Below are 14,189 nucleotides of genomic sequence, written 5' to 3' on the forward strand. Positions count from 1 at the left end.
GGTCTTACCCGAATGCCGGGCGATAATTGCTTTCGCCCCATTCCTGCTTCTTGGTCCATTCGCCCATCGTCTCAAGCTTGCCGTCAAGCTCGGGGAAGCGTTCGTAGACGTGGTCCATGTCGACCGCGAAGGGCCGGGTGGGGGCGTTGTTGTTGTATTCGTAGAATGCTTCGATCCCCTTGGCGAACTCTTCGCGCGCCTCGGCGGGCATGCCGTCGCCGGCCGCTTCGACCAGATAGCGCCCGAATTCGGCCGGGGTGCAGGGATCGTACTTGATCTCCTTGCCCAGCGCTTCGGAAAGGCACTGCGTCACCTGCTTGCCGACCATCCGCTCCGGCCCGCCGATGTTCAGCCACGCGCCTTCCATGTCGGGACGTTCGAGACTGGCGAGCATGAACCGCGCGACGTCATCAAGGCTGATCCAGTTCGCCTCCAGCGCCGGGTTGTGCGGGTACACATAGCGCCCTTCATTGACGATGAAGGGCCGCGCCCAGTTGGTCAGCAGGTTGTCCATGAACAGCACGCTGCCGAACACCGTCCCCGGCGCGCCGCTGCGCCACAGGGCGTTGATCCCGGCCGTGTTGCCGGCATAGGTGAAGGCATCGCCGGGCTTGTCGGGAATCCAGCTCGAAGTGTTCCACACCACGCGCTTCACGTTCAGATGCGCGGCAACCTTGCCGACCTCACCGACCAGATAGGCGCGATCGGCGCGGGCTTGCAGCGGGTGGGTGTAGAAGATGTAGTCCGAGCCTTCGAGCGCGGCGGCGAAGGTGCTGGTATCGTACAGGTCCATCGGCCGCACTTCGACCTTCTCGATCCCCTCTACCGGCGCGCCCTCCAGCGCATCGGGGCGGCGCGAGATCGCGCGCACATCATAGCCTGCAGCCAGCGCCTGACGTATCTGCGCAAGGCCTTGCCGCCCGCTCGCGCCGATCACTGTGATAAGTGCCATTGGTGTCTCTCCCTCTTCCTCTTGTGGCGGAAAGACTAGGAAGCCCCCACCCCCCGCGCACCGCGCCAAAGTGATAGCGGCGGCCTTCGGGGCACTAGCGAAAAGGCGGGGTTGCCGTAGCGGCGCGAGGGACCAACAAGATGGCATGGACAACCGCTTCTGGCGCATCGCGCGCCGCCCTGAAGGGACCGATTTCGCCGCCGCGCTGGAAATGGCGGAGGAGGCCTTCGCGCCGCTGGCTGAAGGTTCGATCCGCATCCGCAACACGCACCTGTCGATGGATGCGGGCACACGGATGTGGCTGTCGGACCGCGAGGACGGTTACCAGCCGCCGCTGCCGGTGGGCGGGCCGATGACGGGACTGGTGCTGGGCGAGGTGATCGAGAGCCGCGCGGAAGGTTTCAGCGAAGGCGATCTGGTGCGCGCGTTCGGCCAGTGGGCCGATATCAGCACGGTCGATGCGATAATGTCGGGCGCGATCCTGCTCGATCCGACGGTGGCTGACCGGCGCGCATGGTTCGGCCCGCTCGGGATGAACGGGTGGACCGCGCTGTGGGGCATTGAGCAGACCGGCGCGGCCAAGCCGGGCGAGCGGGTGCTGGTGTCCGCCGCCGCAGGGGCGACGGGTATTCTGGCGGTGCAGATCGCCAAGCTGCTCGGCTGCGAAGCGTGGGGGATCGCGGGCGGCGCGGCGAAATGTGCTTACCTGACAGACGAACTCGGGATCGCCGGGGCGGTCGATTACAAGTCCGGCGATGTCGCGGCGCAGCTGGACCAAGCAGCAGGCTTCGATGTCTATTTCGACAATGTCGGCGGGCCGCTGCTCGATTCTGTGCTCACCCGCATGAACCACTATGGCCGGATCGCGGTGTGCGGATTGCTGGCGGACTACACCGCCGGCACCCGCACCGCCCCGCGCGAGTTCGATCAGGTGCTGATGCGGCGGCTGCGGATCGAGGGATTCTTCTCGCCCGATTTCATGCATGAAGGCCCCGCCCTCACCCGCCGGTTGCGCGAATGGACGGAAAGCGGCGATCTGGTCATGCCCTATGATGTGACACAGGGCCTCGAGAATACCCTCACCGCCTATGCCAGGCTGTTCACCGGCGGCAATATCGGCAAGGTGATCGTGGAGCTGGAACCGTGACCATACGCCTCGAAGACCGCGAAGCCATCCGCGACATTCTCGCCGCCTATGCCCATGCGATCGACCGGCGGCGCTGGGGGATGATGGAGCGCCTGTTCCACCCCGATGCGACCTTCAAGTTCGGCCTGGTCGAAGGCGACTGGCGCGGCTTCGTGGAACAGGCCCGCGCGATCATCGACCCGTGCCTTGCGACCCAGCACCAGCTCGGCCAGACGATCTTCGGATTTGATGGCGAGACGGTCTGCCACACCGAAACCTACATGACCGCGATGCACACCATTCCGCCGGGCTATCCGATGACGGCGGCCTTTCCGGACAAGGGGATGATCTATTCGGGGATCGTCGCGGGCCGTTATGTCGACCGTTTCGAAAAGCGCAGCGGCGCAAACGGAGCGGAGTGGCGCATCGCGCAGCGCACCGGACTATACGACTGGCGCGAGTTCCGGGTGGTGGAGGGCGTTGACCTCAGCAACACGGCTGAAGGCGCGGCGGGATACCACGATGAACGCGATCCCTCGACCGCTGCTGTGCAGGGGTGGCTGGGTTAGGGGCACATCCAAATTCTTCGTCACCCTGAACTTGTTTCAGGGTCCATCTCTCCGCCCGCACCAGCCTCGCCTGCGGAGAAATGGATGCTGAAACAAGTTCAGCATGACGGCAGTAGAGAGATATCAGCGCCGGATCGCAAACACCCCGCTCATCGTCGCCACTTGCTCCTCGCCGCGCCAGATACCGCCTGAGGTATAGGCGGTGCGCCCGCCCAGCCGGTCGATCCGCACCCGCGCCTCCAGCCAGTCACCCAACCGCGCGCCGCTCAGATAATTGACCGTCAGCGTCACGGTAGACGGCGCGAGCCGGGGGCGCTCGGCATCATAAACCGCATGGCTCAGCGCCACATCGGCGAAGGTCGAGATGACCCCGCCGTGGGCAGCGTCCTGGTAATTGATATGGTGTGCCAAAATCAGCAGACCCACCACGCGCACGCCGCCCGCAGCCGGCCCGAGGTAATAGGGCCCGCCGTGATCGAGGAAGCCGGGGGTGAAGCTGGCAGGCTCAAAATCCGAGGGAATATCCATCCCTCCACCCTACCGCCCCCACCGCCTGACGCCGCTATGAATTGTGCCAATGACATGGCTCTCGCCAAGGGGTATCCCTCGCCCATGGGAGAAAACACAGCACTGGCAGCGGAGTCCTTCTGCGACGTCGTGCGCGAGCACGCGCGGACGCAGGGCGACATTATCGCCTTCACCTATGGTCACGAGGAACTGAGCTTCGCCGAGATCGACGAGGGCGCTGACCGCGTGGCGAACGGCCTTACCGCGCTGGGCGTAAAGCCGGGCGAGCGCGTGGCCTTCCTCGGCAAGAACCACCCGCTCTATTTCGAAGCCTTCCTTGGCGCGAACCGGATGGGCGCGGTGATGACCCCGGTGAACTGGCGCCTCGCCGCGCCCGAGATCGCCTATGTGCTCGATAACTCGCAGGCCCGCGTGGTGTTCGTCGGCGAGGGTTTTGCCGAGGTGCTGGCAGTGATCCGCGCCGATTGTCCGCATGTCGAACAGGTGATCGGCATCGACGCGCCCGAGTTTGCCGGCACCGATTACCGCATCTGGCGCGATGGCTTTCCGGCCAAGCCCCCGACCCACCGGGTACGGGCGGAAGACGACGCGCTCCAGCTTTACACCTCCGGCACCACCGGCAAGCCCAAGGGCGCAGTCATCACCCATGGCTCGATCCTGTCCAGCCGCGATGCGACCGCCAGCGGCGAGGACATGCGCGGCTGGCAGGAGCCGATCCCGGGCGATGTAACGCTGCTCGCCATGCCGTGCTTCCACATCAGCGGCACTGGCACCGGCATCGGCACGCTGGTCGCGGGGACGAACGCCATTGTCCTGCCCGAATATGATCCGACCAAGGCGCTCGATCTGATCGCCAATTTCAACATCTCGAAGATCTTCCTCGTGCCCGCCGCGATCCAGATCCTGCTCAATCACCCGCGCGTGAACGAGGTCGATTTCAGCCGGTTGAAATACGTCACCTATGGCGCCTCCCCCATCCCGCTCGAACTGATGCGCGAGGCGATGCGGGTGCTGGGCTGCGGATTCGTGCAGATGTACGGCATGACCGAGACCAGCGGCACGATCGTCGCGCTCGATCCCGAAGATCACGTGCCCGAAGGATCGCCCCGGATGCGGTCCGTCGGCAAGGCGCTGGCGGGGGTCGAGATCAAGGTGGTCGATGAAGCGGGCAACCCCGTCCCCACCGGCGAAGTGGGCGAGATCGCCACGCGGTCATCCAAGAACATGCGCGGGTACTGGAACAATCCCGATGCCACCGCCTCCACCATCGATGCCGAAGGCTGGCTGCGCACCGGTGACGCGGGATACCTAGACGAGGACGGGTACCTGTATATCCACGACCGGGTGAAGGACATGATCATCTCGGGCGGCGAGAACGTCTACCCCGCCGAGGTCGAGAACGCGCTCTATTCGCACCCCAAGGTCGCGGACGTGGCGGTGATCGGCGTGCCAGACGCCAAGTGGGGCGAGGCGGTGAAGGCCTGTGTGGTGGTGAAGGCGGGCGAGGAGCTGACCGAAGCCGAGTTGATCGCCCACGCGCGGACGCTGATCGCGGGCTACAAGTGCCCCAAGTCGGTCGATTTCATCCCCGCCCTGCCCCGCAATCCCAGCGGCAAGATCTTGCGGCGGGAACTGCGCGCACCCTACTGGGTGGGCAAGGACCGCGCGGTCAATTGACCGGATTGCCGATCCGCCAGCTGGCTTACAAGGTCAATGATCTTGAGGCCGCGGCAGCGGCGCATCACCGGCAGTTCGGTTCTGGCCCGTTCTTCGTGCTGCGCCATGTCGCGCTCGCCTCCTCGCAGCATCGCGGGGTGGAGCGGCGCTTCGACCATTCCAGCGCCTATGGCCAATGGGGCAGCGTGATGGTGGAGCTGGTGGTGCAGCATAACCCTGACGATAGCGCGCTGCATGACATGTTCCCGCGGGGTTCGGGCAAGGAAGGGCTGCATCACGCAGCGCTGTTCGTCGATGATCTGGACGCCGCGATTGCGCGCTTCGCGGTCGAGGGCGCGCCGCTGGCGCAGCTTTCGGTGACGACGGGCGGCACAGCGTTCGCCTTCGTCGATACCCGCGCGAGTCTTGGGCATATGCTGGAATTGTACGAACCGACCGGGCAGTTGACCGGGTTCTACGATTTTGTCGCTGACGCCGCGAAAGGCTGGGACGGGCGCGATTTATTGCGCGAGCTGGGTTAGCCCGCCGCCAACTCCGGTAGCCCCACCAGTGCCGCGCGGCATTCGGCATCGGCCAGCGCGGTCACCACCGAAAAAGCGACAAACCCCGGCTCGCCGAGATGCGTGACGACCGCCGCCGCCTCGGCGTCGGTGATCGCCGTGTGCTCGAACGGCATCCGCCGCGCATAGGCCAGGCACAGCTTCGTGCCCTCGTCGAGGGCGCTCTCGTCAACGGGCGCGGCGTCGATCCCGTGCACCGCCGCCACCGCCTGACGCACCAGCGCGACCAGCGCGGGGTCAAGCGCGCCTTCGGCCTTGGCGCGGAAATCGGCATAGTGCGCCGCCAGCACCGGATCGCCCGCCAGCGCGGCGCAGACGGCGCTCATTCGGCGGCCTCCAGCACGGCGGGCGTGGGCAGCACGGTGCGGTCCATCACCTCCGGCTCCAGCCCCATCGTGATCAGCGCCTTGGCCAGCGCGAGGAACAGCGTCACCCCCAGCCCCAGTTCGGCGATCTGCGCCGGGGTGAGGTGCCGCTGAAGCGCAACCCGCGCATCGCCGTTCAGCAATTCGGGATCATGGATCAGTGCATCGGTGAACTTCAGCACCGCCTTTTCGGTATCGGTCAGCTTGGCCGAGGTCTCGTAGCCATCGGTGATGTCGTCCAGCACCTCCTCGCCCAGCCCCTGCGCCACCGCCTTGTCGAAACGGACGTTGCGGCAGAACCCGCATTCGGTGACGCGCGCGTTGCGCATCCGCGCGACCTCCTTGATCCGCGCCGCCAGCACGTCCGAACCCCAGAACCGCCCGTAGAGCGCGAAGAAGCTCTCGGCGATTGCGGGCTGATGCGCCAGCACAGAACCGAAATGCGCAGGCTCTCCGGCAATGGCCGATGATACGCGGGGGGTGGTCGACATGGCTCTCTCCTTGGGGAGCAAGATAACAGCGGGTGCCGTAAGGTTACCCTCGCCATTTTCGCAGGGGCAGGCTTGCGCGCAGCCATGGCAAAAGCCGTGCGACACATCAGGAGAGAGCACATGCCCGGCGAAGCACAGCGCGTGATCGAGGATTTCTGGCGCATCCAGGACGATGGGGACTACACCAAGCTGGTCGATCTGTTCGCCGAGGACGCCTTTCTCGAAGACCCGATCTGGGGGCAATATCGCGGGCGCGATGCGATCATGGGCTTCATGACCACGATGGTCGCGGAGATGGGGGAGCGCAAAGTGCACTTCACCGTCGATGAAATCTGCGGCGACGATCACGCCGTGTGGGCGCGCTGGACGATGCACATGGAAGGCCACGCCCCGCGCGGAGGCGTCGGCATCTACAAGATCGAAGGCGGGAAAATGACCTATTACCGCGATTATCTGGACCCGGCGGAGTAAGTTTCGTCATTGCGAGGCCGAAGGCCGCGGCAATCCATGGACCGAGCGCTTGCTGAAAAGTCAGGCGATGGATTGCTTCGTCGCCTGCGGCTCCTCGCAATGACGAGGATCAAAAGCGGTGGATCACATCACCCGGTAATCCGGATGCCCGCTGGCGATGATCTGCAACACCGGCAGCGGGAAATCGGGGTTGGGTTCGTTGCCGGGCTGATCGTCCAGCGGGGTCTTCCAGTCCATGATGTATTTGCGGCTGGCGATGCGCCACTCGCCATCGCGCTTGGCAAACGCGTCGAGATAGCGGCCGCCATACAATCCGCCTGACCAGCTGCCATCCTCAGCCTCGCGAATGCCGGTCGCCATACCATAGCATTCGACCTGCGCCTGATCGGGCGCGGTAAAGGCAATCGCCGGGGCGGAGAGGAAATGCCAGCGCCGCTGGCTGGATCGCTCGATGGCCATGACCACCGGAACAAAGTCATCAGCGCGCCCGGTGAAAAAGCCGTAGTCGATATGCGCATCGGGCCAGAAACAGCCCGCTTGCCCCTCGTCATCCAGCCAATCGAGGGTGCGCGAATAGCGTTGCAGCACCTCGGCGATAGCCTGCTTGTCCAGCAGTTGCTGCACCTGTTCTTCAAGGCTCATGCTCGCGCACCCCACCATGCGGGGATCGACAAGGGGAAGCGTTCCTGCGCAGTCCGCATCGCCTCGCTCGCATCATCGGGCAGCGCCGGATCAGCCGTGTGCGGCAGTCCTCCGCCCGCGCCCTCGACCGGATCGATATATTCCAGCGTGATCCCCGCCAGCACGTCAGCGAAATCGTGGCCTTCGTGATGGTCGGACATCTGGTGGTGATAGAAGGCCCATTTGTCCTTGAAGCTGAGCAGGCAGTAATAGCTCAGCGGCTCCTGCCCCTTCCAGTATTCGTAGCGGATCACACCTTCCTCGGTGCCGAAGGTGTGGTGGACCATGTCGTGCATGATCCCCTCCCACTTGGCTTCCTTGCCGGGCTGGATTTTGATGTGCGCGAGCAGTGTGGCCATGGGTCTGTCTCCCTTCAGGCGGGTGTGAGGTTCAAAAGCAGCCGGTGAATGCCGAGCATGATCCCGCCCTGATGGCGGAAGTCATTGCCGGGCGCGTAGGCCATGTCGGCGAAGGCATCGGCGAGGCGATCCCACGCGATCATCTGTTCCAGCCGCGAGATGTTCGATCCCGGACAGGAACGCGGCCCCTGGCTGAAGGCGAGATGGCGGGTGGCGGCCTTGCGGTTGAGGTTCAGGTCCAGCGGATCCTCGAACTCGTCAGCATCGATATTGGCTGCCGCCCAGCGCAGGTGGAGCATCGATCCGGCGGGCACGTTCACGCCCTGAAACACCTCGTCGGCGGCACAGATGCGGGTCGACAGCCCCTGTGTGGGTGAGCGCAGCCGCATGCCTTCTTCGATGAAGGTGCGGATCGCCCCGCGGTCGCCGCGCAGCGTGGCGAACATGCCCGGCCGCTCGCACAGCAATTGCGCCTGTTCGGCGACGGCATATTGGGTCGTCTCCAGCCCGCCGATCACCATTGCGTAGACCACGCCATTGATCTCGTCGTCGGTCAGCTTGCGGCCCAGCGCGGCATACTCGACCTGCGTGAGGAAGCTGATCATGTCGTCCTGCGGGGCCGCGCGCTTTACGCGGGTTTTCTCCGCGACATATTCCTTCATCCCCGCCAGCAGCCGGAACTTCTCGGCCGTCTGTTCCGGGGTGAGGATGTTCTTGTGCGTCGTCCCGATCACATAGGACATGACCTGAGCATTGCCCCATTGCTCCAGCCGGGGAATGTCCTCCATCGGAAAGCCCAGCACGCTTGCCATCACCCGCTGCGGCAGGGGCCGGGCGAAGTCGGCGACGAAGTCCACCACCTCGCCCGCGCGGGCCTTGGCCAGCATGCCGGCGATCAGATCATCGACGTGGGCAGCGATCATCGCGGCGTGGCGCGTGCAGCCCGGCCCGACCCATGGATCGGTCAGTTCTTTCCTGTGCGCGCGCCACAATTCGGGATCGGGGCGCAGCGTCACGATGGATGCGATCATCGCGTCGAGATCGGGAATGTGCGTGGGCATTTCACCCGATTGCTGGATATGCGCGACCAGCAGCGACAGCGTCGGCGGGAAGCGGTCCCAATCCTTCACCACGCGGGAAATGTCGTCGTATTTGGTGAGAACGAAGGCGTCGGTGCCGGGGGTCAACCCCTCGCCCGCGAGCCGCTGCACCGGAGCTTCGGCGTGGAGGATCGCATAGGCATCATACCAGTGCTCCTGCGCGCCGGGGGCGAACAGGTCGACATCGGCCAAGCTGCGCGGTGGCTGCGCCTGCAATCCGCCTCTCCCCATGCGGGGCGGTCCGCTTAGCGAATCCGCCAATTGCTGTTGCCGGGGTTGTCCCGCAGCGTCGACCTTACGGAAACGGGCTAATTTGCCAGTGCCGACGCCAACGTCTTTGGGGAGAGAGAACCGTGAGCCGTATCGAGAAGCTGGCGCCGGACCAGTGGGACGCGCGCCTTGTCGCCGCGATCCAACCGGACAACCTGACCGATCTGGAACAGGGCCTCACCCGTTACTTCGCGCATTGCCCCGAACAGGCGCTGGGCCTGATGGGCTTTGGCGGAGCCTTGAAGCGGAATCGCACCCTGCCCGACCGACTGGTCGAACTGGTGCGGCTGCGTGTCGCCTTCTTCAACCAGTGCCGTAGCTGCATGGCGATACGCTATTCCGATGCCGTGGCCGACGGCGTGACCGAGGGGCTGGTGTGCTCCTTGGAGCGCCCGCAGGAGGCCGAGAACCTCTCGGCGGCAGAAAAGGTCGCGATCCGTTACGGCGAGCTGATGGCGACCGATCATCTGGCGATCGACGATGCGGTCTATGCCGACCTGCGCGCCCATTTCAGCGAGGCGCAGATTGTCGAACTCGGGATGACGGTCGCCTTCTTCGTCGGCTTCGGCAGGCTGGCTGCGACGTGGCACATGGTCGAGGAACTGCCCGAGGCATTCAAGACCGCCGAGAAAATCGCGCCGTGGGGCGTGGAAAAGATCGAGGTACGGTGATGAACTCGCAACCCCAGATCAACCTGTTCGATCCCGCGCTCCAGCAATGCCCCTATGATGCTTACAAGCAGCTGCGCGACGAGGCTCCGGTCTACAACATTCCCGGCACGCAGATCTATGTCGTCAGCCGCTATGACCATGTGCGCGAAGTGCTGATGGACCCGGCGCGCTTCCCCTCGACCGCCAGCAACGAATTGCTGCGCGCCAGCCCGACCGATGCCGAACGCGGGCGCAAGGTTGCCGAACGCTTCCGCGAAAAGGGCTGGCTCCCCGCCCCCACCCTCGCCGGGCGCGACGATCCGAACCACAAGCAGATGCGTGCGATGTTCAACGAGGCGTTCAAGCCCTCCCGTATCAAGGACATCGACCCGCGCGTCGAAACGCTTGCCTACGAGCTGATCGACGCCTTCGTGGATGACGGCCATTGCGACTGGGTGCGCCAGTTCTGCGTGCCGCTGCCGCTGTTCATCATCGGCGAGCAGATGGGCGCCAAGCGCGAGGATATGTGGCGGATCAAGGGCTGGACCGATGCCTTCTTCCACCGCATCTCGCTGATGCTGCCCGAGGACAAGCATCTGGAGATGGTCGACCGCGAGATCGAGGCGCAGCATTACTTCCAGCCGATCTTCGAGCGCCTGCGCGAGCATCCCGATGGCTCGCTGATTTCGGTGCTGGTCAACACCGTGATCGAAGGCTGGGGCCGCCCCCTCAATAACGAGGAACTCCACGCCGAGATGATGGCGGATACCTTCGTCGGCGGCAGCGAGACCACCACCAATGCGCTCGCGGCGGGAATGAAGCTGCTGATCGAGAACAAGGACGTGTGGCACAAGCTGAAGGCCGATCCCGACAAGTACATGCGCAACTTCGTCGAGGAGGTGTTGCGGCTGGAAAGCCCGGTGCAGAGCCTGATGCGCTTCACCCACAAGGACGTCGAGCTGGACGGCGTGACGATACCCGCCGGATCGGTCGTCAATGTCCGCTACGGCGCGGCCAACCGTGACGAGCGCTTCTTCGAATGCCCGGAAAAGCTCGATCTGGAGCGCCCCAAGGCGGGCGCGCATATGGCCTTCGGGTCGGGCACGCACCACTGCCTCGGCGCCCCGCTGGCAAGGCGCGAGCTGACCTGGGGCTTTCAGGCGGTGGTCGACCGGTTCGAGGACATGGGCTTCGCGGAAGGCAAGAACGACTTCACCTACCATCCGCACTTCCTGCTGCGATCGCTGAAGCAGCTCCACATCGAGTTCGAGGTGAAGAGGCGCTGACATGGCAACGCTCCTGAAGCCGGTGCCGAACCGGATCGACGTTACCCCGCAGCCCATGCCGGCGCTGTCGGACAGGCCGATCGAGGGCAGCCGCTACTGGTCGCGCGAGTTCATGGACCGCGAGTGGGACGGCATCTGGACCAAGTCCTGGCTGATCGGCGGGCTCGCGGCGCAAGTCGCCAAGCCGGGCGACTTCTTCACCTACGACATCGGGCGCGAAAGCATCCTCGTGACTCGCGGCGAGGACGGCGTGGTGCGCGCCTTCTACAATGTCTGCCCGCACCGCGGCAAACGCCTCGTCATGGAGGAGGAAGGCCATTCCAAGCGGATCGCTTGTTCCTATCACGGCTGGCGTTTCACACCCGAGGGCGATCTGAATTTCGTCCCCTGCCCCGAGGATTTCCCGCAAGGCACACCTTGCGGGAAGGTGCGGCTCGAAGAGGTCCGCTGCGAGTTCTTCGCCAGCTTCGTCTGGGTCAATCTCGATCCGCAGGCGACCTCGCTCGCCGATCACCTCGGCCCGGTCGCCGACCAGATCGCGGGTTACCGGATGGAGCAGATGCACCGCACCCATTGGGTCACGCTGGAGGGCGACTGGAACTGGAAGTGCGTGCAGGACAATTTCAACGAGAGCTATCACCTGCCCTTCGTCCACCCGCAAACCCGCTTCGTGATGGAGCAGAGCTACAAGGACTGCCAGTTCGATCTCTACGCGCCGCAGGGCCATGCGCGGATGTTCATGCCCGGATCACGGCCAGCGCGGAGCCTGCGCGGGCACACCGACACGGTGCTCGAAATGATGGCGAAAGAACTGACCTATTGGGGCCTCGACCCGGAGGACTTCCGCGATGATCCGCTGCGCACCCGCGAGGCGCTCCAGCAGGCCAAACGCGCGCTCGGGGCAGAGAAGGGATATGATTTCAGCCACTTCCACGATGCGCAGCTGACCGATCACTTCCACTACACGATTTTTCCCAACATCAGCTTCAGCCTGAAGCCCGATGGCTGCATCTGGCTGCGCGCCGATCCGCACCCGACCGATCCCGAGCGGTGCTATTTCGACATGTGGTACTTCACCTGGTTCCCCGAGGGCGTGGACCGTTACTATGCCTATTCGATGGGGCAGGAGGTCGACCGCACCGTCCCCGTCCCGCACCAGCGCGGCGTGGTGGGCGAACTCTCCTGCGGGCCGGGCATCGATCAGGATGTGAGCATCTGGAGCGAACAGCAGAAGGGCCTGCGCTCACGCGGCTACAAGGGCGGGCACCTGGCGGGGCAGGAGGCGCGGGTGCGGTTCTTCCACGATACGATCGACCGCTGGGTGGGGGACTAACCACCACCTCGTCATTGCGAGGAGCCGCAGGCGACGAAGCAATCCATGGACGAAGGTCCGACGCAAGCGCGACTGACGTAAAGGCCGCTAACATCCGTTCATGGATTGCTTCGCTACGCTCGCAATGACGAACTAAGCATTCGCCAGAGCCGCCGTGCGCCCCGCGATATACCCAAACGTCAACGCCGGACCCAAAGTCCCCCCCGCGCCGGCATAAATCCCGCCGGTCGGACAGGCGATGGCATTGCCCGCGCCCAACAAGCCGGGGATCGGCTCCCCGTCATGCCCCAATATGCGCGCCTGTCCATCGGTGCGCGGCCCGCCATTGGTGCCGAGCAGGCCCGAAGCGATCTCCACTGCATAGAACGGCGCTTCGCGGATCGCGCCGAGCGTCACCGCTGTGCCTTCCCGCGATCGGTCGCCGTAGAAGTGGTCATAGGCGCTGGTGCCGCGCCCGAAATCGGGGTCGTGCCCTTCGTCGGCATGGACGTTGAACCGCGCGACGGTTTCGGTCAGCGCCGCCGCATCAATCCCGATCTGCTCCGCCAGTCCCTCCAGCGTGTCGGCCCGCATCACCCAATCGGGGATCGGCTGACCCGGCTGGCGGGTGCCGAGGGGATAGCGCGCGGCATATTGCGCGTCGAAAATCAGATAGGCAGGCAGGTTGCGGTAATCATAACTCGCCGGATCGAACTGGTGGAACACCCCGCCCAGCGCCGAGTAATTCGCCGCCTCGTTGCAGAAGCGCTGCGCTCGCCGGTTGACCATGATCCCGTGCGGCACGGTGCGTTCGATCAGGATGATCTGCGCGCGTTGTTCGCCGCTGGCCCACGGTGCGTCCGGCGTCACCAAGGTCGGCGCCCACCACGCGCTGGTCATGTTGCCGAGCTTCGCGCCTGCCGCCATCGCCAGCTTCAACCCGCCGCCGGTGCCGGTGGGCGGGCTGGCGGGGGCGGTGACAGGGCCGCGCAGGAAAGTCTGGCGCAATTCGGTGTCCCACTCGAAACCGCCGGTGGTGATGATGACGCCGCGCCTTGCGGTCATGGCGAAGGGCTGGCCGTCCTTCTCGCCTTCGATCCCGGTGATCCGGTCGCCGTCGCGCACCAGCTGCTTTGTCTCCACGCCGAGGATCGGCTCGATCCCGCGCTCGATGCAGGCCTTGAGCAGCCGCGCCACCATCGCCTGACCGAAGCCGCATTGCCGCGCCGCCATGCGCTGGCCCAGCACCTCCATTGGCGGCATGGCAGTCGCCCCGCCCAGCGGCGTTTCGCGCAGCATCAGCGGCTTGGGCTCTTCGATGGCGTAGATTTTTGCCGCCCACTCGCCGAGATCGCCCAAGCCGAACAGATCATGATCGAGCGCGCGGCTGCCTTCGGGCTTCGCGCCCGGGCGGTCGAGATAATAGTCGGGATAGCCGGGCAGCACCGCTACTTTCAGCGCCTCGATCCCCTCCAGAAACGCGAGCGCCTCCGGCCCCTTGTCGACAAAGGCCTCCAGCGTCTCGTCCACCAGATCGCCGTGATCGAGGCTGCGGAAATAGGCGAGCGCATCTGCGCGGCTGTCGGCCATTCCGGCGGCGCGCATCCGGGGGTTGTCCGCCACCCAGATCACCCCGCCCGAAATCGCCGAGGTGCCGCCGATACGATCCCACCGCTCGACCAGAGCGACCGACGCGCCCGCTTCGTGTGCCGCAAGCGCGGCGGTCATGCCAGCCGCGCCCGTTCCGAGAATGATGACGTCGACTTCTTTCATGCGGCGGTTAGACGCCCTG

At 65.0% G+C, this 14,189-nt stretch carries 16 protein-coding genes; 8 read left to right on the top strand and 8 right to left on the bottom strand.

Annotation, left to right across the window (positions count from 1 at the left end):
* Positions 1-4: 4 nt before the first annotated feature.
* Complete coding sequence (locus KVF90_RS01565; protein ID WP_264393099.1) at positions 5-952, bottom strand: SDR family oxidoreductase; 948 nt, start codon at positions 950-952, stop codon at positions 5-7.
* A 145-nt stretch (positions 953-1,097) separates the two neighbouring features.
* On the opposite strand from KVF90_RS01565, the gene KVF90_RS01570 reads away from it, so the two are divergent.
* Together KVF90_RS01570 and KVF90_RS01575 are read left to right on the top strand one after the other, a co-directional pair.
* Complete coding sequence (locus tag KVF90_RS01570; RefSeq protein WP_264393100.1) at positions 1,098-2,099, top strand: NADP-dependent oxidoreductase; 1,002 nt, start codon at positions 1,098-1,100, stop codon at positions 2,097-2,099.
* The gene (locus tag KVF90_RS01575; protein WP_264393101.1) at positions 2,096-2,647 is read left to right on the top strand and encodes a nuclear transport factor 2 family protein; all 552 of its coding nucleotides are present in this window, start codon (positions 2,096-2,098) and stop codon (positions 2,645-2,647) included. The genes KVF90_RS01570 and KVF90_RS01575 overlap by 4 nt, the downstream gene beginning before the upstream one ends.
* Before the next feature lie 123 nt (positions 2,648-2,770).
* On the opposite strand, the gene KVF90_RS01580 is transcribed toward KVF90_RS01575, so the two are convergent.
* Positions 2,771-3,175 carry a PaaI family thioesterase gene (locus KVF90_RS01580; protein ID WP_264393102.1) on the bottom strand — a complete coding sequence of 135 codons (405 nt, stop codon included), beginning with the start codon at positions 3,173-3,175 and terminating at the stop codon, positions 2,771-2,773.
* Positions 3,176-3,259: 84 nt separating this feature from the next.
* Between KVF90_RS01580 and KVF90_RS01585 the strand changes: the two genes are divergently transcribed.
* The gene (locus KVF90_RS01585; protein WP_264393103.1) at positions 3,260-4,852 is read left to right on the top strand and encodes a fatty acid--CoA ligase; all 1,593 of its coding nucleotides are present in this window, start codon (positions 3,260-3,262) and stop codon (positions 4,850-4,852) included.
* Complete coding sequence (locus KVF90_RS01590) at positions 4,849-5,373, top strand: VOC family protein (RefSeq protein WP_264393104.1); 525 nt, start codon at positions 4,849-4,851, stop codon at positions 5,371-5,373. Before KVF90_RS01585 ends, KVF90_RS01590 begins: the two co-directional genes overlap by 4 nt.
* On the opposite strand, the gene KVF90_RS01595 is transcribed toward KVF90_RS01590, so the two are convergent.
* Positions 5,370-5,738, bottom strand: a complete 369-nt coding sequence (locus tag KVF90_RS01595) for a hypothetical protein (RefSeq protein WP_264393105.1) — start codon at positions 5,736-5,738, stop codon at positions 5,370-5,372. The genes KVF90_RS01590 and KVF90_RS01595 overlap by 4 nt on opposite strands.
* Positions 5,735-6,268 carry a carboxymuconolactone decarboxylase family protein gene (locus tag KVF90_RS01600; RefSeq protein ID WP_264393106.1) on the bottom strand — a complete coding sequence of 178 codons (534 nt, stop codon included), beginning with the start codon at positions 6,266-6,268 and terminating at the stop codon, positions 5,735-5,737. Before KVF90_RS01600 ends, KVF90_RS01595 begins: the two co-directional genes overlap by 4 nt.
* 120 nt (positions 6,269-6,388) lie before the next feature.
* On the opposite strand from KVF90_RS01600, the gene KVF90_RS01605 reads away from it, so the two are divergent.
* Positions 6,389-6,739 (top strand): nuclear transport factor 2 family protein, encoded by a 351-nt coding sequence (locus KVF90_RS01605; protein WP_264393107.1) that lies wholly within the window; start codon positions 6,389-6,391, stop codon positions 6,737-6,739.
* Positions 6,740-6,862: 123 nt separating this feature from the next.
* Here KVF90_RS01605 and KVF90_RS01610 read toward each other — a convergent pair whose 3' ends face one another.
* From KVF90_RS01610 to KVF90_RS01620, 3 genes are read right to left on the bottom strand one after another with little or no spacing between them, the layout of a single operon-like run.
* Entirely contained in the window at positions 6,863-7,381 is a 519-nt protein-coding gene (locus KVF90_RS01610; protein ID WP_264393108.1) for a nuclear transport factor 2 family protein, read from the bottom strand.
* On the bottom strand, positions 7,378-7,779 hold the full coding sequence (locus KVF90_RS01615; RefSeq protein WP_264393109.1) for a putative quinol monooxygenase: 402 nt from the start codon (positions 7,777-7,779) through the stop codon (positions 7,378-7,380). The genes KVF90_RS01610 and KVF90_RS01615 overlap by 4 nt, the downstream gene beginning before the upstream one ends.
* Before the next feature lie 14 nt (positions 7,780-7,793).
* Complete coding sequence (locus KVF90_RS01620; protein WP_264393110.1) at positions 7,794-9,095, bottom strand: cytochrome P450; 1,302 nt, start codon at positions 9,093-9,095, stop codon at positions 7,794-7,796.
* Between the two features lie 137 nt (positions 9,096-9,232).
* Between KVF90_RS01620 and KVF90_RS01625 the strand changes: the two genes are divergently transcribed.
* Genes KVF90_RS01625 through KVF90_RS01635 form a run of 3 tightly spaced genes read left to right on the top strand, consistent with a single transcriptional unit; the run spans position 9,233 to position 12,418 of the window.
* Positions 9,233-9,820 (top strand): carboxymuconolactone decarboxylase family protein, encoded by a 588-nt coding sequence (locus KVF90_RS01625; RefSeq protein WP_264393111.1) that lies wholly within the window; start codon positions 9,233-9,235, stop codon positions 9,818-9,820.
* Positions 9,820-11,085 (top strand): cytochrome P450, encoded by a 1,266-nt coding sequence (locus KVF90_RS01630; protein ID WP_264393112.1) that lies wholly within the window; start codon positions 9,820-9,822, stop codon positions 11,083-11,085. Before KVF90_RS01625 ends, KVF90_RS01630 begins: the two co-directional genes overlap by 1 nt.
* A gap of 1 nt (position 11,086) precedes the next feature.
* Complete coding sequence (locus tag KVF90_RS01635) at positions 11,087-12,418, top strand: aromatic ring-hydroxylating oxygenase subunit alpha (RefSeq protein ID WP_264393113.1); 1,332 nt, start codon at positions 11,087-11,089, stop codon at positions 12,416-12,418.
* A gap of 132 nt (positions 12,419-12,550) precedes the next feature.
* On the opposite strand, the gene KVF90_RS01640 is transcribed toward KVF90_RS01635, so the two are convergent.
* Positions 12,551-14,170 (bottom strand): FAD-dependent oxidoreductase, encoded by a 1,620-nt coding sequence (locus KVF90_RS01640; RefSeq protein ID WP_264393114.1) that lies wholly within the window; start codon positions 14,168-14,170, stop codon positions 12,551-12,553.
* Between the last annotated feature and the right edge of the window lie 19 nt (positions 14,171-14,189).

Origin of the sequence: Porphyrobacter sp. ULC335 (genome assembly GCF_025917005.1) — a bacterium.
Taxonomy (GTDB): domain Bacteria; phylum Pseudomonadota; class Alphaproteobacteria; order Sphingomonadales; family Sphingomonadaceae; genus Erythrobacter.

Bases quoted from the DNA above. Each gene is read 5' to 3' on its own strand.
- KVF90_RS01585 (WP_264393103.1), top strand. From the start codon at position 3,260: ATGGGAGAAAACACAGCACTGGCAGCGGAGTCCTTCTGCGACGTCGTG.
- KVF90_RS01580 (WP_264393102.1), bottom strand. From the start codon at position 3,175: ATGGATATTCCCTCGGATTTTGAGCCTGCCAGCTTCACCCCCGGCTTC.
- KVF90_RS01565 (WP_264393099.1), bottom strand. From the start codon at position 952: ATGGCACTTATCACAGTGATCGGCGCGAGCGGGCGGCAAGGCCTTGCG.
- KVF90_RS01630 (WP_264393112.1), top strand. From the start codon at position 9,820: ATGAACTCGCAACCCCAGATCAACCTGTTCGATCCCGCGCTCCAGCAA.
- KVF90_RS01635 (WP_264393113.1), top strand. From the start codon at position 11,087: ATGGCAACGCTCCTGAAGCCGGTGCCGAACCGGATCGACGTTACCCCG.
- KVF90_RS01640 (WP_264393114.1), bottom strand. From the start codon at position 14,170: ATGAAAGAAGTCGACGTCATCATTCTCGGAACGGGCGCGGCTGGCATG.
- KVF90_RS01595 (WP_264393105.1), bottom strand. From the start codon at position 5,738: ATGAGCGCCGTCTGCGCCGCGCTGGCGGGCGATCCGGTGCTGGCGGCG.
- KVF90_RS01605 (WP_264393107.1), top strand. From the start codon at position 6,389: ATGCCCGGCGAAGCACAGCGCGTGATCGAGGATTTCTGGCGCATCCAG.
- KVF90_RS01615 (WP_264393109.1), bottom strand. From the start codon at position 7,779: ATGGCCACACTGCTCGCGCACATCAAAATCCAGCCCGGCAAGGAAGCC.
- KVF90_RS01570 (WP_264393100.1), top strand. From the start codon at position 1,098: ATGGACAACCGCTTCTGGCGCATCGCGCGCCGCCCTGAAGGGACCGAT.
- KVF90_RS01610 (WP_264393108.1), bottom strand. From the start codon at position 7,381: ATGAGCCTTGAAGAACAGGTGCAGCAACTGCTGGACAAGCAGGCTATC.
- KVF90_RS01600 (WP_264393106.1), bottom strand. From the start codon at position 6,268: ATGTCGACCACCCCCCGCGTATCATCGGCCATTGCCGGAGAGCCTGCG.